The organism is Paraburkholderia aspalathi (genome assembly GCF_905220735.1).
Taxonomy (GTDB): Bacteria; Pseudomonadota; Gammaproteobacteria; order Burkholderiales; family Burkholderiaceae; genus Paraburkholderia; species Paraburkholderia aspalathi.
Window position 1 is genome coordinate 350,451 of the sequence record NZ_CAJNBA010000005.1, and the last position, 19,770, is coordinate 370,220.

13 protein-coding genes are annotated in these 19,770 nt (G+C 61.9%); 8 read left to right on the forward strand and 5 right to left on the reverse strand.

Annotated elements, in window-relative coordinates; genetic code table 11:
• Positions 1–32 precede the first annotated feature (32 nt).
• Positions 33–680, forward strand: a complete 648-nt coding sequence (locus tag KHO30_RS28225; protein ID WP_093644711.1) for a plasmid fertility inhibition factor family protein — start codon at positions 33–35, stop codon at positions 678–680.
• Positions 681–769: 89 nt separating this feature from the next.
• Here the strand turns inward: KHO30_RS28225 and KHO30_RS28230 are convergent, their stop codons facing one another.
• The gene (locus KHO30_RS28230; RefSeq protein WP_211702965.1) at positions 770–1,768 is read right to left on the reverse strand and encodes a 2-hydroxyacid dehydrogenase; all 999 of its coding nucleotides are present in this window, start codon (positions 1,766–1,768) and stop codon (positions 770–772) included.
• A 553-nt stretch (positions 1,769–2,321) separates the two neighbouring features.
• Here KHO30_RS28230 and aspT (KHO30_RS28235) point away from each other — a divergent pair.
• From aspT (KHO30_RS28235) to KHO30_RS28250, 4 genes are all read left to right on the forward strand, one after another.
• Positions 2,322–4,004, forward strand: a complete 1,683-nt coding sequence (gene aspT, locus KHO30_RS28235; RefSeq protein WP_211702966.1) for an aspartate-alanine antiporter — start codon at positions 2,322–2,324, stop codon at positions 4,002–4,004.
• Between the two features lie 119 nt (positions 4,005–4,123).
• Positions 4,124–5,806 (forward strand): aspartate-alanine antiporter, encoded by a 1,683-nt coding sequence (gene aspT, locus KHO30_RS28240; RefSeq protein ID WP_211703060.1) that lies wholly within the window; start codon positions 4,124–4,126, stop codon positions 5,804–5,806.
• Between the two features lie 102 nt (positions 5,807–5,908).
• A complete protein-coding gene (locus tag KHO30_RS28245) occupies positions 5,909–7,573 on the forward strand; it encodes a bifunctional aspartate transaminase/aspartate 4-decarboxylase (RefSeq protein ID WP_093644719.1) in 1,665 nt (554 codons plus the stop codon).
• A gap of 194 nt (positions 7,574–7,767) precedes the next feature.
• Positions 7,768–8,997 (forward strand): pyridoxal-phosphate-dependent aminotransferase family protein, encoded by a 1,230-nt coding sequence (locus KHO30_RS28250; protein WP_200651148.1) that lies wholly within the window; start codon positions 7,768–7,770, stop codon positions 8,995–8,997.
• A gap of 629 nt (positions 8,998–9,626) precedes the next feature.
• Here KHO30_RS28250 and KHO30_RS28255 read toward each other — a convergent pair.
• A complete protein-coding gene (locus KHO30_RS28255; protein ID WP_054043276.1) occupies positions 9,627–10,838 on the reverse strand; it encodes an MFS transporter in 1,212 nt (403 codons plus the stop codon).
• 389 nt (positions 10,839–11,227) lie between these two features.
• Between KHO30_RS28255 and xdhA the strand changes: the two genes are divergently transcribed.
• The 3 genes from xdhA to xdhC are packed head-to-tail and all read left to right on the forward strand — an operon-like array spanning position 11,228 to position 15,780.
• Positions 11,228–12,757 (forward strand): xanthine dehydrogenase small subunit, encoded by a 1,530-nt coding sequence (gene xdhA / locus KHO30_RS28260; protein WP_211702967.1) that lies wholly within the window; start codon positions 11,228–11,230, stop codon positions 12,755–12,757.
• A gap of 29 nt (positions 12,758–12,786) precedes the next feature.
• A complete protein-coding gene (xdhB, locus tag KHO30_RS28265) occupies positions 12,787–15,153 on the forward strand; it encodes a xanthine dehydrogenase molybdopterin binding subunit (RefSeq protein ID WP_211702968.1) in 2,367 nt (788 codons plus the stop codon).
• A 60-nt stretch (positions 15,154–15,213) separates the two neighbouring features.
• A complete protein-coding gene (xdhC, locus tag KHO30_RS28270; protein ID WP_244864150.1) occupies positions 15,214–15,780 on the forward strand; it encodes a xanthine dehydrogenase accessory protein XdhC in 567 nt (188 codons plus the stop codon).
• Between the two features lie 53 nt (positions 15,781–15,833).
• Here the strand turns inward: xdhC and KHO30_RS28275 are convergent, their stop codons facing one another.
• The 3 genes from KHO30_RS28275 to KHO30_RS28285 all read right to left on the reverse strand — a co-directional run bounded on the left by KHO30_RS28275 (position 15,834) and on the right by KHO30_RS28285 (position 19,360).
• Positions 15,834–16,814 carry a LysR substrate-binding domain-containing protein gene (locus KHO30_RS28275; RefSeq protein ID WP_200622064.1) on the reverse strand — a complete coding sequence of 327 codons (981 nt, stop codon included), beginning with the start codon at positions 16,812–16,814 and terminating at the stop codon, positions 15,834–15,836.
• A gap of 246 nt (positions 16,815–17,060) precedes the next feature.
• A complete protein-coding gene (locus KHO30_RS28280) occupies positions 17,061–17,705 on the reverse strand; it encodes a 2-hydroxychromene-2-carboxylate isomerase (protein ID WP_093636600.1) in 645 nt (214 codons plus the stop codon).
• A 167-nt stretch (positions 17,706–17,872) separates the two neighbouring features.
• Positions 17,873–19,360 carry a TAXI family TRAP transporter solute-binding subunit gene (locus tag KHO30_RS28285; RefSeq protein ID WP_093636598.1) on the reverse strand — a complete coding sequence of 496 codons (1,488 nt, stop codon included), beginning with the start codon at positions 19,358–19,360 and terminating at the stop codon, positions 17,873–17,875.
• Positions 19,361–19,770 lie beyond the last annotated feature (410 nt).

The window sequence follows — 19,770 nt, forward strand, 5'->3', positions numbered from 1 at the left end:
CTCATGCAGTGCGACTAATACCGTTGGTTGTCATGCATCTTTCACAATCGGCTCGTAGCGTTAGCGCTCTTTTAACGCGCTGGCGTTTTTTTGCCAGCTTATCGAGCCTGCTTTTGCCCTTGTCCAATTCATCGCCCGAAACCGCGCCGGCCAGTGCCGAGATGGTCTGGAACGTCCCTCTGCATGAACATGAACATCCATGGTACGACCATGTGCGCCTGAAACGCGTCTTTGTGACGGACGGCACGCGCCATCAGGTGGTCATGGTCGACGCGCGTAAGTTGCTGGAATGCGCGGATCGCGACAACACCGATTACGTGTTGAAGCCGGTCGCCGAATGGCATTCGGGCAAGGTGCGTGGCATTCGCGAGTTTCTCGATCCGGAGAATCCGCGCATTCCGCAGATGCCGTATGTGACGATCTCGACGCGTCGCGCGCCGGGTCTGCTGGGCTGGTTCGGTCTTGAGCGCGAGGGCGTGGTGGCGTTTCGCAACGGACAGCATCGCGCGCGCTATCTGGCCGATGCGGGCGCGCGCTGGTTTCCGGTAGAAGTGCACGAACGCGAGGCGGCCTTGCTGCGCGAGATATGCGGCGCAGCGGACGACGCCCGCACGGTAATCCGCCCGACCACGGTGGATGGCGCCTCGGACGCGGTGGCCGGCGACAGCCCGCTCCGATAAAGCAGATGCGAGGCCGGTGTAGGGGTTCGAGTCCCCTCCCTTGCACAATCAACGGTGGTGTGGGTAGCGGGTAGCGGGCGGAGGTCTGGCTAGCCGCGCGCTTGCACGACGTTGCGCGGCGTGCCGGCCTGCCATGCCGCGACGTTCTCGAGCGTGGTCTGCGCGATCTCGTTCATCGCCTCGCGCGTGAAGAATGCCTGGTGCGCGGTGACGATCACGTTCGGGAACATCAAGAGACGCGCCAGCACGTCGTCCTGCAACGGCAGGTTCGAGTGGTCTTCGAAAAAGAGGCCGCCTTCTTCCTCGTACACGTCGAGCCCGAGATGGCCGAGCTGGCCATCTTTCAACGCGCCGATCAGCGCATTGCTTTCGACAAGTCCGCCGCGCCCCGTGTTGATCAGCATCGCGCCACGCTTCATCTTTGCGAGCGCGGGCCCGTCGATCAGATGGTACGTGCCCGGCACCAGCGGACAATGCAGGCTGACAACGTCGCTTTCAGCGAGCAGGGTGTCGAGCGGCACGTAGCGCGCGCCGAGCGCGAGCAGATCCTCGGCCGGCGCACCGGGGTCATGAGCGAGCACCTGCATGCCGAAGCCCGCCATGATGCGTCCGAACACGCGGCCAATCATGCCGGTGCCGATTACCCCCACGGTCTTGCCATGCAGGTCGAAGCCGAGCAGCCCATGCAGCGAGAAATCGCCTTCACGGGTGCGCGCGACCGCGCGCGGCAAGCGCCGGTTCAGCGCCAGAATCAGACCGACCGCATGTTCGGCGACCGCGTGCGGCGAGTAGGCCGGCACCCGTGCAACCGTTATGCCGAGACGTTCAGCCGCGGCCAGGTCGACGTGATTGAAGCCCGCCGAGCGTAGCGCGATCATGCGCGTGCCACCGGCGTGGAGACGTTCCAGTACGGCAGCGTCGACGTTGTCGTTGACGAACGGGCAGACTACTTCATAGCCCTGCGCGAGGATCGCGGTCTCGACATCGAGGTGCGATTCCTGGAAGTGCAGTTCATAGCGATGCGTACCGTTGGCCTCGCCGAACGTGTCGCTGTCGTATTGGCGGCTGCTGAACAGGATCATGCGCATGAGTGGCTCCGAAGGATGAGTGCCGGCGCGGCGAATGCCAATTTACGACGCGGCATGCAGGCAAGTCAGTATATCGGCACTTAATGGCAATGACCTCCGCTTACGATGAACGGTTCGAAATCCATTCCGATCTTTACTAAAGATCATCTTTTGCGAAGCGAAAACGGTCGCAATTGAAAATCATATTGACAGCGATGCCGAACTACAATATTTATTAAAAAAGCAGTCCCAAAAAAGCATGTTCAATCATGCCAAGAGAGAACCGGCCGCCAGCAGAGCATGCCCTTTTCAAGGCGTCGGGCAAACTTCGCGAGGAAAGTGTGACTGTCGAACTTGCTGAAAAGTATTTCACTATCGCTATCGTCGCTGCATTGCGGCATACCTTCTTTGGCGCCGAGAGCGTCATGTCATTGCCATAAACTTTCCATTCGATGGAATGCGGTCATGCTGGATGAGTAATTTCTGAGTCGGGGTGACTCGGATCGAATTCATTTCAAATTCCAGAAAGAATTTTTCATCTTTCTGCTAATAAACCGTAAATCGGCGAGCCAACATGATCGGTGAATTGCTGAGATCTCAACCGGAGATCGCGCTGTTCGCAAGCCTTGCAATCGGATATTTCATTGGTTCGTTTCGCGTGGGGCCAATTCAGCTGGGTGGCGTCTGCGGCACCTTGATCGTGGCGTTGCTGCTGGGGCAGACGGGCGCGCGGCTGGCCCCCGATCTGAAGAACATCGCCTTTGCGCTGTTCATCTTTGCGCTGGGTTTCACCGGCGGACCGCAGTTCTTTGCCAACATTGGCCGGGGCTGGCGCTATGGCTTGCTGTCAGTGGTCGAGATCGTCTCGGTGCTGGTGCTGATCATGATCGCGGTCCTCGTGATGCGGCTCGACGCCGGTACGGCAGCCGGATTGCTGGCAGGTGCCGCGACGGAGTCGGCCGTGATCGGCACGGCTTCGGAGGCGATTGCCAAGCTCGGCTTCAGCGATGCTGAGACGCTGCGCCTGCAGGCCAACATCGTGACCGCGTACAGCGTGAGCTACCTGTTCGGCCTGGTCACCATCGTCCTGTTCACGAGTCAGTTTGCGCCCCTGCTGCTGCGCATCAATCTGCGCGAAGAAGCCGAGCGCGTGTGGCACAAGCTCGGCGGCGACGGCGCCTTCGGCGAGGGGCAGCGGGCCGCGGCCCCGGCGCTCGTGGGCCGCGCGTTCCGGGTCGGCACGGCGGCTGGCGCGACGATCCAGGCGCTCGAACAGAAGCACGGCTTCAACCTGACCATCGAGCAGGTTCGGCGCAACGGTGCGGACGTGCCGGTCGAGCCGCAACTGACCTTGGCCACCGGCGACCTGATTCTCGTGGGCGGGCGGCGCGAAGCGATGGTGGCCGCCGCTGCCAGCCTCGGCGAAGAAGTGGCGGATGCCGGCTTCGGCCAGATCATTGCGGAGAAGCTCGACATCGTGCTGACGCGCAGCGACGCGCACGGTCTGACGGTCGCGCAGTTGCGTGAACGGGCAAAACCGGAGGACGGGCGCGGCATCTACATCGCGGCCGTCACGCGGCTTGAAACCACGGTGCCCGCGCTACCCGGCACCGAGCTCAATCGCGGCGATGTGCTGACGCTGGTGGGCGCGAAAGCCGACGTCGAGCGTGGCGCGCGGAATCTGGGCTACGTGCTCACCCCAACCCAGAAAACCGACTTCGTCTATCTCGGCCTGGGCGTGTTGCTTGGCATGGCGATTGGCCATCTCGGCGGGCGCATCGGCGGTGTGTCGATCGCGCTTGGTACGGGCGGCGGCTGCCTGCTCTCAGGATTGCTATTCGGCTGGATCCGTTCGCGCCATCCGTTAGTCGGCTCGCTGCCTTCGGCCGCCGCGCAAATTCTTAAGGACTTCGGTCTTGCCACTTTCATTGCCGCCGTCGGTCTTTCGGCGGGGCCTGATGCCATCAAGCTGGTGCGCGAATACGGCCTGGCGCTACCCGTCGCCGGCGTTCTGATGGTGCTCGTGCCCGGTCTGCTGTCGCTCTGGATCGGCCGCGCGTTTCTCAAGCTCGAAGCGCCCATGCTGCTCGGCGCCATCGCCGGTCAGCAATGCAGCACGCCGGCGATCAGCGCGCTGGTCGGCGTAACCGGCAATTCGACACCCGTGATCGGCTACACGATCACCTATGCACTCTCGAACATTCTGCTGCCGTTAATGGGGCCGGTCGTGGTCGGCGTTGCCGGGAAGTTCGGCTAGGCGGGGCAGATGGGCTGCGCGTGGCGTGGCGCGCAGTCGACCGCATGCGGATGCCGTCAGGTTCGTATGCACATGCAGCACCCAGTACTCAGTACCGCAAACTATCCAGCGAGGGCATGATGGACTGGCTACATCATATTTTTCAGAAATCACCCGAGATTGCGCTGTTTCTGTCACTTGCAGCCGGCTATTTCATCGGGCAAATCAACTTCGGCAAATTCCAGTTGGGCGGCGTAGGCGGTTCATTGCTCGCTGCAGTTCTGATCAGTCAGGCGGGCGTGACGATCGACAACGGCGTGAAATCGGTGATGTTCGCCGTATTTATTTACGCGGTCGGCTACGACTCCGGGCCGGGCTTCTTCAACTCGCTGAACCGCAAGACGCTGCGTGAGATCGCGATGGCGATATTTCTCGCCGTCACCGCACTGATCACCGTGGTGATCTGCGCGAAGCTGTTCCATCTGAACAAGGGTCTCGCAGCCGGACTCGCGGGCGGCGCGCTGACGCAGTCGGCGATTATCGGCACGGCCGGCGACGCCATCGCGCGTCTCGGTTTGCCCGTCGATCAGGTCAAGTCGCTGCAATCCGACGTGGCGATTGCCTATGCGGTGACCTACGTGTTCGGCTCGCTCGGCGCCATCATTGTCTGCGTGAACATCCTGCCTAAGTTCATGGGGCAGAGTCTGCGCGACGCCTCGATCGAAGCCGAGCGCGAACTGTCTGCGGGCTCGTCCTCACTCGGCGCTGGGCAAATTCGTGCGTTGCCCGAACTGGTAGGGCGCGCGTACAGGATCGATGTCAGCGCCGGGAAAACGGTCAAGGCCGTCGAGACCCTGCATCAGGACATGTTGACGATCGAGCGGATCAAGCGTGACGGTAAGAATCTCGAGCCGACGGCCGATCTGACCTTGCAACTCAACGACGAAGTGCTGGTGGTGGGCCGCCGGGAGGCGGTGGTCGCATTCGGCGCGAACGGCAACGAGATCGCCAGCGTCGACGACATTGGCGTCGTGATGCAGACACGCGATGGCGTGTTCACACGCAAAGGCATGAACCACACGACGATCGCCGCCGCACGCGAAGTCGTGGATCGCGACTTGCGCCACGGCGTCTATATCCAGAGCGCCTCGCGTGCCGGTCAGCCGCTGCCGATCCTGCCCGAAACCAAGCTCGAGCACGGCGACGTGATCACCTTCTACGGTTCGCCCAAAGACACCAAGCGCGCCGTCGATGCAGCCGGCTACGAGCTGCCGTACAGCAACAAGACCGACTTCATCTATATGGGTGTTGGCATCGTGCTGGGTCTGCTGATCGGTCTGATCGTCATCGACGTGGGCGGCGTTCCGCTCACGCTCGGTTCCGGCGGCGGCTGTCTGCTGGCCGGCCTGCTGTTCGGCTGGATGCGCGGCAAGCATCCGATGTACGGCGCAATGCCGTCTGCGGCTTCGCAGTTGCTGAAGGACTTCGGCCTCGCGGCGTTCGTCGCGGTGGTCGGTTTGAATTCGGGCTTGCAGGCCGTGGTGACCGTCAAGCAGAGCGGTATGACGATCTTCCTGCTCGGCGTGGTTGTCACCGTGCTACCGCTAATACTGACGATGCTGTTCGGGCGTTACGTGCTGCGCTACAACAACGCGGCCATCCTCGCCGGCGCGCTGACAGGTTCACGCAGTGCCAACCCGGCATTCGGTGGTGTGCTCGACAAGGCGGAAAGCGCCGTGCCGACCGTGCCGTTTGCGATCACCTATGCAATTGCGAACGTCGCATTGACGTTGCTCGGACCGCTCGTGGTTGGGCTGGTTTAGCCCGGTTTAGCGTACCCATTTATCGATCTCTCTTACGCCGGCGGCAACTGAACGGTCACTCGCGACGCCGGCGTCATTCACTTGCACATTGGAGAACGCATCATGGCAAAAGAGAAAAGCGGCAAGAAACAGGGCGACATGGCTCAAGCCGGTTTTGCGGCGCTCAGCCCGTTCGAACTCAAGGACGAACTGATCAAGGCCGCGGGCGGCGGCGCAGTGGAGCGTGCTGCCAACGCATCGATGCTCAACGCCGGCCGCGGCAATCCGAACTTCCTCGCGACGATTCCGCGCCATGGTTTCTGGCAACTCGGCCTGTTTGCGATGCGCGAGTCGGAGCGTTCGTTTGCGTTCATGCCGGAAGGCGTTGGCGGTTTTCCGCGACGCGAAGGGCTGACGGAGCGCTTCGATCTGTTCCTGCGCGAAAACAAAGGCGTGCCTGGCATCGACTTTCTGCGCGGCGCGGTGTCGTACGTGCGCGATCAGCTTGGGCTCTCCGCGGGCGACTTCCTCTATGAAATGTGCGAGGGCATTCTCGCGTCGAACTATCCGGTGCCGGACCGGATGCTCAAGCTATCCGAACAGATTGTCGGGCAGTATCTGCGCAAGGAGATGATCGGCAACCATCCGTTCGTTGGCGAGTTCGACGTGTTCGCGGTGGAAGGCGGCACGGCGGCGATGACGTACATCTTCAACACCATGCGCGAGAATCACCTGATCAAGCCGGGTGACACGATTGCGCTGGGCTTGCCGATTTTCACGCCGTACATCGAGATTCCGCGCCTGAACGACTATCAGCTGAACGTCGTCAATCTCGAAGCCACGGTTGAAAGCGGCTGGCAGTATTCGAAAAAGGAACTCGACAAGCTGCGCGATCCGAAGGTGAAGGCGTTCTTCCTCGTGAATCCGAGCAACCCGCCTTCGGTGAAGATCGACGACGAGAGCCTTCAATACATCGCGGACATCGTCAAGGAACGTCCCGATCTGATTCTGTTGACCGACGACGTGTACGGCACCTTCGCCGACGACTTCGTCTCGCTGTTCGCGCTCGCGCCGAAGAACACGATCCTCGTGTACTCGTACTCGAAATATTTCGGCGCGACAGGCTGGCGTCTTGGCGTGATCGCGACGCATCGCGACAACGTGCTCGACAAGCTGATCGCCGAGTTGCCGAAGGACGCGAAGAAGCAGTTGCACGAGCGTTATGAATCGATCACGACCGAACCGGACAAGCTCAAGTTCATCGATCGACTGGTCGCCGACAGCCGCACTGTCGCGCTGAATCACACGGCGGGTTTGTCGACGCCGCAGCAGGTGCAGATGGTGCTGTTCTCGTTGTTTTCGCTGATGGATACGCCCGACGCGTACAAGAACGCGTTGAAGCGCCTGATCCGCAAGCGCAAGCAGGCGCTGTACGAAGAGGTCGGCATCTCGTTCGAAGACGACGATCCGAACCAGGTCGACTACTACACGATTCTCGACATCGAGTTCCTCGGCGAGCGCATGTTTGGACGCGAGTTCGTCGAATGGCTGCTGAAGAACACCGAGCCCTCGGAATTGCTGTTCCGTCTCGCGCGCGAGGCACGCGTGGTGCTGCTGCCGGGGCGTGGCTTCGGTACGCAGCATCCGTCGGGACGGGTGTCGCTGGCTAATCTGAACGAGTCGGACTATCGGCAGATTGGGCGCGCGATGCGCAAGCTGATCGAGGAATATGTGGAGCGGTATAACGCAGCCACTGGCAAGAAGCTGGATAAGTCCAAGGTGAAGTGAACGTGAATTGAGGCTTTAATTCACGGTTGATTCGTGCTGGATCCGCGCTTGAACTCGGCTTCGAGCGCGGTGTGGCATGGACAAAAAAACTTGCGCAATTGCGCGGATCAGTGAATGATCGGTCAAGCGGCCCCGCCAGTGTCATTGCTGGCGGGGCCGCTTGTCCCTTGCACTCTGACATTCACGTACCGATCATGCCGACTTCACCCACCTCTGCCGCACCGGTTTCCTATGCTGTGCCTTGTCCGGTTGTCGAATCGCTCGACGCCATTCTTCCCGAAGAGCCGTTGCTGATGATGGGCGCCGGTCCCGTGCCGATTCCCGCGGCGGTGGCCAAGGCCAATACGGTGGTGATCAATCACCTGGGCAGCACAATGGTGAAGGTGATCGGCCAGGTGAAGACCATGGCGCGCTACGTGTTCCAGACGAATTCGAAGTGGGTGCTCGGAGTAGCCGGTCCGGGTTCCGCCGCGATGGAAATGGCGATCTCCAACCTCGCATGGGAAGGCACGAAAGTGCTGAGCATCAAGAACGGCTTTTTCAGCGAACGGATGGCGGAGATGGGTCGACGCGTCGGCGCGGAGGTCGCGATACTCGACGTCGAGGACGGCACGGTAGCGAGCCTCGAAACGGTGGCTGAGGCGATCCGCCGCGAGCGTCCCGAGATCGTGACGATCGTGCAGGGCGAAACGTCCAACACTGTGTGGAACCATCAATTGAAGGAGATTGCGGCGCTTGCGAAAGCAGCCGGTGCGCTGGTCATCGTCGATGCGGTGTGTACGCTGAGCACGATGCCCCTGGAGATGGACGCGTGGGGTATCGATGCGGTCATTACGGGCGGGCAGAAGGGCTTGTCGTCGATCCCGGGGGTTTCGCTGATCGCGTTTTCGGACGAGGCATGGGCGCGGGTGAAGGGGCGCACGGCGCCGAATGCGCATTGGTGTCTTGACGCTTCGCTCGCTGAGAATTTCTGGCACAACGCGGGGTATCACTATACGGCGCCGGTTTCGGGCGTGTTGGCTTTACACGAGGCGTTGCGGCTTGTGTGTGCGGAGACGCTTGAGAAGCGGTTTGCGCGGCATTTGAAGTGTTCGGTCGCGCTGCAGGCGGGGATTACTGCGTTGGGTTTGCAGTTGTATGCGCCGGCGCCTTGTCGTTTGAATTCGGTTGTTGGCATTGTTGTGCCTGAGCGATTGAGTCCTGCTGATATTTGCGGTCATATCTCGCGGCATCATCAGGTGGAAATCTCGGGGTCGTTTGGTTTGCCGATTGTGCGGATTGGGCAGATGGGCGAGCAGTGCCGGGAACATAATCTGTTCAGGACTTTGCATGCGCTTGGGAGGACTATGGTCGATCTCGGGGTTAAGGTTGAGTTGCCGGCTGGGGTGGCGGCGTTGGAGCGTGGGTTGTCCGAAGGGAAGTGAGGGTTTTTTTGCCTTTTGCGGCGGCATTGTCAGTGTTCGTAGGGCTTTGGCCTTTCCTTGAATTGTTAGTGGTTTATTAGCGTTCCCCTGTGCGGGGGGGCACCTACTTTTCTTTGCCGCCGCAAAGAAAAGTAGGCAAAAGAAAGCGGCTAGAAGCCCCTGCTAAGTGGGCACCGAGGTTTGCCTGGGGTAGTGGTGCGACTGGAATCCGTGTTCTCGCACACTCCGCGTTAGTGACAAAGGAGTCATCAGCTCCCACTCCGCACTGCGTGCGTCGCGGACGGGTCTGCAGGGGAAACCAGGGGCTTCGGTTGAGGTTTGTTAAAACGTAGCGATCGGTTTTATGAATGGCTCTTCGGCGCGCGCAGCGCCGCCGGAAGTATGACGCCCTTGTCACAAGCTTATGCACGGGCACGAACACAGATTCCAGATGCACCACTACCGTGAGCGAGCTGCGGGACCCGCTTAGCAGGGGCTTCTAGCCGCTTTCTTTGCTTATCTTTCTTTGCGGCGGCAAAGAAAGTAAGTGCCGCCCCGCACAGGGGCAACACTAATAGACCACTAACAAATCAAGGAAAGGCCAAAGCGCTAAGAACACGGCCAAAACAAGCGCCGCGAAGGCAAAAAAATCAAGTAGCCGCAGGCGCATTAGGCGCCCGTGAGTTCCGCAAATACATCATCGTCGACAGCACGACCGCCATCGCGGAAGCAACCGCCGCAAACAAAAACACCTGCGCATAACCAAACTCGCCAGCGATATACCCGGCCAACGGCCCCGTAATCCCCAGAGAAAGATCAAGAAACACAGAATAAGCCGACAAAGCCGCCCCCCGGCTAGCGGGCGGCACAAGCCCGACCGCCTCAACACCAAGAGCAGGAAACACCAAAGCAAACCCAAACCCGGTCAACGCCGCCCCCGCGAGGGCAATATGCGGCTCAGGCGCCAACCACAACATCAACAACCCGGCACATTCAAACGAAAACGAAGCAATCGCGACCCGGAACCCACCGTAAGCCTTGATCGTATTAGCGAACAACAACCGCGCACCGATAAACAGCGTGCCAAAAACAGTCAGCGACAAAGCCGCATTGGGCCAATGCCGCGCGGCATAAAACAGCGTGATAAACGTCGCAATCGACCCAAAGCCGGCCGAGCCCAGCGCCAACCCGATCCCATGCGGCAGCACCCGCGTGAACACGCTCCGATACGACATCCGCTCACCATGCACGATCGGCACCGGCGCGATAGGCCGCGCCAGATAAAACCCGAGCGCCGCCAGCAAAATCACCAGAACGCCCAACGCGGCAAACCCGATCGTGTGCGCAATCGCGACGCCAAGCGGCGCGCCAATCGCGAGCGCGCCGTAAGTCGCGATGCCGTTCCACGAAATCACCCGCGCATTGTTGCTCGTGCCCACCCGGCCGATGCCCCACAAAATCGCGCCAGTACCGCACAGGCTTTCGCCGAAGCCGAGGACGAGACGGCTACACACCAGCAGCCCCAGGCTCACCACCGGCCAGCGCCCGCACAACACGGCCAGCAGCAACAAGATCCCGCTCGCGCCGCAACCCATCAGGCCGATCGTGACCGTGCGCTTCGGCCCTAACGTGTCGGCCGAGCGGCCGGCGAGCGGCCGCGATGCCAGCGTGGCCAGGTACTGAACACTGATCGCCGCGCCGGCCAGAATCGCGCTGTAACCCAGGTCGTCGTGGACGTAGCCCGGCAGCACCGCGAGCGGAATTCCGATCGTTAGATAGCAAAGAAACGTGAAAAAGACGACCGGAATGATCTGCATGGTCGTCGCAAATTCGCTGCGCGGTGTCGCTGAGTCGGTGGACATGGGGAAAACGAGACTTGAAAACGGCGGGAAGGCGTGATTTTCCCATGGAACCGATTCCCTTGCAGGGGTTGCTTAATAATTTCGGCGGTTAAATAACGGTGCCGGATCGATATAGTGGTCAGTTTTCACCCTGCACGAGTGGTCTTTCGATGCCAACTGGATGAATGGACTTTAGCTGTGGATGGCCAAAAAACTATAATTACGCAAAAAATATGGCAAAACAGCCAATTCAACATAAACCAACCGATCCTCAAACCCATCTCTATATCGTTTCGCGAATATATCCCGCATGCGATCCCCGCTATGGGTTGTATTTATTGATGGTGATAGTTTTCGAACCATCATCGCAGCACGTCCCAACGGACACAGAACATTGAGAGTAACGAGACATGACTGAGCCGATTCGCTTCTACCACCGCAACGCGATCCGTGAGATCAAGGATGCGCCCGTCACCCGCACCGTCCTGCAGTATTTGCGCGAAGACGTGCATTGCACCGGCACCAAGGAAGGCTGCGCCGAAGGCGACTGCGGCGCGTGCACGGTCGTGATCGGCGAGCGTAACGAGGCGGGCGGCGTCGACTTCAAGGCGGTCAACGCCTGCATCCAGTTCGTGCCGACGCTGGACGGTAAAGCGCTCTTCACCGTCGAGGACCTGCGTCAGCCGGACGGCTCGCTGCATCCGGTGCAGGAAGCGATGGTCGAGTGCCACGGTTCGCAATGCGGCTTCTGCACGCCTGGTTTCGTGATGTCAATGTGGTCGCTGTACGAAAAGCACGGTCACGAACATAGCTGCGCAAATAAATCCGTGCCGTCGCGTGACGAGATCAGCAATGCGCTGACGGGCAATCTGTGCCGCTGCACCGGCTATCGTCCGATCGTCGATGCGGCCGTGCGCATGTTCGAAGCGCCCGCGCCGAAAGCACCGGTCAATATCGAAGCGCTGTCGAACGCACTCGCCACGCTCGAGCGCAAGGACACCTTTCATTACCAGCACGCCGGTCAGCAGTTCGACGCGCCGCGCACGGTCGCGGCGCTCGCGAAGATCAAGGAAGCCGAACCGGCCGCGCGTATTCTCGCCGGCAGCACGGACATCGGTCTGTGGGTCACCAAGATGATGCGCGAGCTCGGCAACATCGTGTATGTCGGGCAGATCGCCGAATTGCAGAAGCTCGAAACCAACGACGACTGGATCGAGATCGGCGCGGGCGTGAGCGTCGAAAAGGCTTACACGGAGATCGCCAAGCAATATCCAGAACTCACCGAAATGTGGCAGCGCTTCGCGTCGCTGCCGATTCGCAATGCCGGCACGCTCGGCGGCAATATCGCCAACGGCTCGCCGATCGGCGATTCGATGCCGGGCCTGATCGCGCTCGGCGCGCGCGTGATCGTGCGCGGCGGCGAGATCGAGCGCGAAATGCCGCTTGAGGATCTGTACCTCGCGTATCAGAAGAAGGATATGGCGGAGCATGAGTTCGTCGTCGGCCTCAAGGTGCCGACCCGTACCGGCGCGCGCAAGAATCTGCAGTTCCGCACCTACAAACTGTCGAAGCGTTTCGACTCGGACATCTCGGCCGTGTGCGCCGCGTTTTCCTTCATCGCCGACGGCAACGTGATCCGCGAGCCGCGCATTGCGTTCGGCGGCATGGCCGCCACTTCGAAGCGCGCGACGCACGCTGAAGCCGTGCTGCGCGACGCCGAATGGCACGAAGCTACCGCACAGGCCGCGATGCTCGCGCTCGGCAACGACTACGCGCCGCTTAGCGACATGCGCGCGACCAGCAACTACCGCCTCGAAGCAGCGAAGAACACCTTGTACCGCTTCTGGCTCGAAACGCGTCCGAACAATCCGCTGCCCAAGAGCGCACTGGATGTTCGTGCAGTCGCCGCTGCCTGCGCACCTGTCGGCGCGAGCGCCTGAGACGCCACAAGGATACGGAGAACACCACAATGAATCAGCAAGCCGAACCGTTCCTGAAAGACCTCAAGGAGCTCGACGACTTTACCCAGGTCCACGTCTCGCGCCCGCACGAGTCCGCGCATCTGCACGTGAGTGGCCGCGCCACCTACACCGACGACATCCCGACGCTCGCCGGCACGCTGCACGCCGCGCTCGGCCTGTCGCCGAAAGCGCACGCGAAGATTGTCTCGATGGCGCTCGACAAAGTGCGCGCCACGCCCGGCGTGGTCGCGATCTTCACCGCGGGCGATATCCCCGGCGTCAACGACGTGGGTCCGATCATCCACGGCGACGACCCGATTCTCGCCGACGGTGTCGTGCAATACGTCGGCCAGCCGATGTTCATCGTGGTCGCGACCTCGCATGACATCGCGCGCCTCGCTGCGCGCCGCGCCGAAATCGTCTACGAAGAACTGCCGGCCATTCTCACCGCGCAACAGGCCCGCGCCGCGAACCAGCACGTCTTGCCGCCGATGAAACTCGCGCGCGGCGAAGCCGATACGAAGATTGCCCGCGCCGCTCGTCGCGAAGCCGGCGAGATGCTGCTTGGCGGGCAGGAGCAGTTCTACCTGGAAGGCCAGATTTCGTACGCGGTACCGAAAGACGACGACGGCATGCACGTCTACTGTTCGACGCAGCACCCGACCGAAATGCAGCACATGGTCGCGCACGCCTTGGGCGTGGCGTCGCACAACGTGCTGATCGAATGCCGCCGGATGGGCGGCGGTTTCGGCGGCAAGGAATCGCAATCGGGTCTGTTCGCGTGCTGCGCGGCGCTCGCTGCATGGAAGCTGCTGTGTCCGGTCAAGCTGCGTCCGGACCGCGACGACGACATGATGGTCACAGGCAAGCGCCACGATTTCCACTACACGTACGAAGTGGGCTACGACGACAAGGGTGTGATCGACGGCGTGACGGTCGACATGACCTCGCGTTGCGGCTTCTCCGCCGACCTGTCCGGTCCGGTGATGACGCGCGCGCTGTGCCACTTCGACAACGCGTACTGGTTGTCCGACGTCACGATCGACGGCTTCTGCGGCAAGACCAACACGCAATCGAACACCGCGTTCCGGGGCTTCGGCGGTCCGCAAGGCGCGTTCGCGATCGAGTACATCATGGACAACGTCGCGCGTTCGGTGGGCGAAGATTCGCTCGACGTGCGCCGCCGCAATCTGTACGGCAAGACCGAGCGCAACCAGACGCCGTATGGTCAGGTGGTCGAAGACAACGTGATTCACGAACTGATCGACGAACTCGAAGCGACCAGCGAATACCGCGCGCGCCGTGCAGCGATCAACGAGTTCAACGCGAACAACGAAGTGCTGAAGAAGGGCCTGGCGCTCACGCCGGTCAAGTTCGGCATCGCGTTCAACGTGACCCACTTTAACCAGGCCGGCGCGCTGGTGCACATCTACACCGATGGTTCGGTGCTGGTGAACCACGGCGGCACCGAAATGGGCCAGGGTTTGAACACCAAGGTCGCGCAGGTCGTGGCGCATGAATTGGGCATCGGCTTTAACCGCATCCGCGTCACGGCGACCGATACGAGCAAGATCGCCAATACCTCGGCGACCGCTGCATCGACCGGTTCGGACCTGAACGGCAAGGCTGCGCAAGACGCCGCTCGTCAGTTGCGCGAGCGTCTGTCGGCCTTCGCCGCCGAGCGTTTCGGCACAGGACAGGTGGCCGCCTCGGAAGTGCGTTTCGTGCACGACCGCGTGGTGGTCGGCGAGATGATCGTGCCGTTCGAAGAAGTGATTGCGAAGGCCTACATCGCGCGCGTCCAGCTCTGGTCGGACGGCTTCTACGCAACGCCGAAGCTCTACTGGGATCAATCGAAGCTGCAAGGCCGACCGTTCTACTACTACTCGTACGGCGCGGCCGTGTCAGAAGTGGTGATCGACACGCTGACCGGCGAAATGCGCGTGCTGCGCGCGGACGCTTTGCATGACGTGGGCGCTTCGCTGAACCCGGCGCTCGACGTCGGTCAGGTCGAAGGCGCGTTCATCCAGGGCATGGGTTGGCTCACGACCGAAGAACTGTGGTGGAACGCGGGCGGCAAGTTGATGACGCACGCGCCATCGACCTACAAGATTCCGACCGTCAACGATACGCCGCCCGATTTCCGTGTGCGTCTGTTCAAGAACCGCAATGCGGAGGACAGCATCCACCGTTCGAAGGCGACCGGCGAGCCGCCGCTGCTGCTGCCGTTCTCGGTGTTCTTTGCCGTGCGCGACGCGGTGTCGGCCGTGGGTGACCACAAGGTCAATCCGCCGCTGAATGCGCCCGCGACCAGCGAGGAAATCTTGAAGGCAGTCGGCGCCGTGCGGGCGGCAATCGCGGCGGCGCGGCAGTAAAGCGCAACTGGCTGGCTAAGGACAATCGTGCAAATATCGAAACTCACTGGAATGATCGCCATGAACGACTTCTCTTCCGTTCAGATCGGCCGGCGCAGCGCCGTGCAAGCGCCGCGTCCGGCGCCGATGCACATCGTGCTGTTCGGCGCGGGGCACGTCGGCCATGCGCTCGTTACGCTGCTCGGCAGCTTGCCGTGCGTCGTCCAGTGGGTCGATGAGCGCGATGAACTGTTCCCCGACGAAACGCCGGCCAACGTGCAGATCGAAGCGACCGACACGCCCGACGCGATCGTCGACACGGCACCGCCGGGCGCGTATTTCCTCGTGATGACGCATAACCACGCGCTCGACTTTTCGCTCGCCGCGCGCATCATGCGGCGGCGCGATTTCACCTACTTCGGCATGATCGGATCGAAGACAAAGCGCGTGAAATTCGAGCGCCGTTTACTGGATCGAGGCGTGGATCTGGATCGGCTGGTGGAGATGACGTGCCCGATCGGCGTGACCGGCATTGTGGATAAAGCGCCTTCGGCAATCGCGGTCGCGGTGTGTGCCGAGTTGCTGCAGATCCGTTCACGTCAAGCCGCGGCTCAGGCGGCAATGCAGAAGCTTTGCGCGAGCGTCTAGGCGGAGAGAGCCTTCAAACGCAACATCGAGCCGTCAAGCACCACACCACAACGTCAGCCCTCCGCGGCTGACGTTTCTTTTTTCGCCGGCCGTTTCGCGCGCCGCACCTTCTGCGCGATCAATTCATCCGACACTTGCGACATCAGCGTACGCAGCCAGCCGACATCGCTCGGCCGATCCGGCTGCGGATGCCACAACTGATAGCACTTGATGCGCGGAAACGGAATCGGCACTTCGACTACGGCGAGCGGCAGGATGCTCGCATAGTGCATCGCGAAACGGCGCGTGGTCGTGAAGATCAGATCCGATTGCAGCAGCGTTTGCGGCACGAGGCCGAAGTAGGGCAGCGTGGTGACGATGCGCCGCTCGGCGCGGGCTCTCGCGAACCCGATGTCGACGGCGCCGCCGCTGGCGCCGCTATAAGGCGTTGGCGCGAGATGCGGTGCGGCGAGATACGCTTCGCGCGTCATCGGCGTGCGTGCGAGCGGATGATCGGCGCGCATCAGGCACACCACCGTGTCGGAGAACAGGTCACTGCGCTCGAAACGCGGATCGGGCTTCGGCCAGTTGCCGATCACCAGATCGAGTTCACCGGCATCGAGCGCGGCCGAATGGTCGAGCATCGGGCTCAACGAATCGATCTCCAGACGCGCATGCGGCGCCGCTTCGCGAAACTGCGCGATCACGGTGGGCATGAAGAAGTCGTTCAGATAATCCGGCGCCGCCACGCGGAAGGTCCGGCGCGAGCGGCCGGCATCGAAGTCGCCGTGCGGCGTCGCAACGAAATCGACTTCGCGCAGCACGCGTTGCGCCGAGGCCAGCAAGGATTCGCCGTATTCGGTCGGCACCATGCCCGACTTGCCGCGCACGAGGATCGGATCGTTCAGCGTCTCGCGCAGTTTGCGCAGCGCGGTGCTGATGGCGGGCTGGGTCTGATTCAGACGCAGCGCGGTTTGTGTGACGCTGCGCTCGACGATCAGCGTGCGCAGCACGCGCACGAGCCAGATATCGAGGGAAGCGGCGGAATCGTCCATGGTTTAGGCGAGGCGATGCAAGCAGGTCGGGTCCGGATGAAGCGTCGTACGGAGCCGCCCGCGAGCCAGATCGCGAGAGCGGGGCGCAAAGGTTATAACCTTAGGCCCGTTTGCGGTGTGGCGGCATAGCAGGCACGGTATGGCCGGCATCAGGACGGCCTTTTTGACGCCATCACGTCCGAAAAGACCTGCACAAGCACAGGCACGGCGTGCCTGTTTGCACGAATATTACGCCTTGCTTTCGCTTTAATCGTCGGCAAGGCCGGAAGGCAGCGAACTGATCCGCTTCACTTCCTTCGAGTCGAGCCAGTTCGGCGTGCGTGCGCAATACAGCACCATGGGCAACGCGTCTTCGCCCCAGAACAATTGATCGTTCAGACGGAAGGTCGGCACGCCGTAGACGCCCAGACCGATTGCATCCGTAGTGTTGCGCTGCAACTGCGCCTTCACTTCTTCGTCCTTGATCAGTTCCGGGCCGTCCGGCATGCCGACACGCTCGCACAGTTCGGCGAATGCGCCGTTGCTCGACGGATCGCGGCCTTCCCGCCAGATAAAACGGAAGATCTCGCGTACGAAGCTGATGTCGCCCTTCGCCGCGGTGGCGAGCAGGAGCGGCTTCATCGAGTCGAACGGATGGGCCGGCGGCATCTTGAACGGAATGCCGAGCTGGTCCGCGCGAAACAGCGCGTGGCGGTACAGGAAGGTGCGTTTGGCGGGCACGCTATAAGCGGGCCGCTGGCCCCAGTGGCGATACAGCTCGTTCAGCACGACCGGCGTGAACGCGAAGTCGAAACCCGGCCACTTGTCGTGTTGCTCGAGCAACAGGTAGGTGAACGGCGAGACAAAATCGTAAAACCACTGCGGTTGCCTGGCGTCGATGCCTACGGTCATAAGTGTCTCCCGGATTGCCCTTTCCGAACGGTGTCGTCTGCTGGACCGTCGGAATTGTAATGATCTTACGCGGTGCAGCCGCCGCTTGCACCCGTCAATATGGATTTGGACCGGGGATGGCCGACACGGCGACCGCCAAACTCGACCCCGTGAGTCGGTACGGGTCTCTAAGCGTGGCGGCCGGCCGAAGGCTCGTCGGCCTCGTCGGCTCCCCGCGCTTCAGGTGATTCCGTTGCGGCATCGGCTTCTGATGCGTGCGCCGAAGCAGGTGGCTGCGGCTCGTCGTCCGAGTCTTCCGCCGCGTCGCGCTGAGCCTCGCGGCTATGCGTGAGCCGCTCGCGCACGAAGCCGATATGCTCGCGCAGCACGTAGAACTGATCCGCATAGGCGAGCGGCATTTTTAGCCCGTTCACCGATTCTTCGATCGCATCGAGCCGCTCGATCAGCGTGGCGCGTTCTTCGGCCGAGTACTCGCTGAGCGCACTGCGTTCGATCGCGATCAGTGCGCCATACCAGCGGTAAATGCGCGATTTCACCCGCCACGTGTACAGCGAGGGCACGACGCGCAGCGCCGGAATCAGCAGCACGATCAGCGGCACTACAACCACCAGCAACCGGTCCGCGAGACTTGCCAGCCAGAACGGCAGGATCCGGTAGAGGAAGCTCTTGCCTGACTTGTAGTAGCGGGCGGCGTCGTCGCTGATCGGGAAATCGTGGGCGAGCGGCGCGGGGAATTCGCCGGCGCGCTGCATGATGTTTGCCTTACCGTGGACCTCGCGGGCCGCTTCGATCAGCAGATCGGAGAGCGCGGGATGCAGCGAATCGCGCGCCACCAGTTCGGCGGTCGGCGCCACCATATGAATCGGCGTGGACGGCAGATTCTTGCCGAGGTCGAACGCGCCCATCGGCATCTGGAGCTGCGTCAGATACGGAAAACGGCGGGTGTAGGCATCGGCCTGGGTGAAGTCGTAGAACTGCACGTTTGGCGTGCGATAGAGCTTGCCCATCACTGCCGGTTGCGCCGAATCGCCGGCCAGAAACGCCGCGTCGATTTTGCCGGCGACGAGTGCCTGGGCGGCGTCGTCGCCCGAGAGCGGCAGCAGCTTGGTCGGACCGCCCGGCACGATGCCGTTGGCCTTGAGCAGCGCCAGCGCCAGTTCGCGCGTGCCGCTGCCTTCGGCGCCGACCGCGAGGCGCAAGCCTTTGAATTCGGAGAGCCGCGAGATCGTCGGGCCGTGATAGAAGATCGCCAGCGGCACATAGGCCACGCTGCCGAGCGACATCAAGCCCTCGTTCGCTGCGCCGGGCGCGACCCCGTCCTGCACGAAGCCGACGTCGACGTTCGACTTCGGGTCGGAGAGCCGTTTGAGATTCTGCAGCGAGCCTTCCGAGGGCAAGACGTTCAGGGTGATACGGTTGCGCGCCAGGATTTCCTTGTATTTCTGGGCCGCATTCCAGAAGGTGCTGCCTTCGGGGCCGGCGCTGATCGTCAGCGTGCTGGGCGGGGCGGGCTGGATCAGGCGCACGGCGACCCAGATCGCCGCGATGGCAATCAGCACGAGCGGTCCGAACGAGACCGCCAGATCGCGCCAGGAGATCGCCACAAAACGGGCGACGAGACGGGGAGGGCGTTTGCGGCCGGTGGCTGGCTTCATCGGGTGACGTGACGGCTACGGTCGAAAGTGAACAGGATGGCGGCGTTCCGCGGCGCGCGAACCGGGCGAAGCATTCGCGCCATGCCGGGCTGGCTGCCGTGCGGGACATACAAAAAACCGCACAAGCCGCGCGGCAGCGCGACGCGCCGATGGTACCTGAGATTAGCGCGGCGGCGCAGCGTCCGGCCGGCGCGGGCGCCGTCAAACCCGTAACAATTCGTGAACGGCATATGAACGTCCCATGAACGACACATTGACCCGCCGGCCAGGCACGCCCGAACCAGAATATGAACAACGCATGAACGAAATACGCCCGATGCCCCCTGTGACAACCGGAACGCACCGCAACGTATGACTAAACCCTTTGCGCTTCTGGCGCGGCTAGATTAAATTGTGGATCGCTGCCGCGA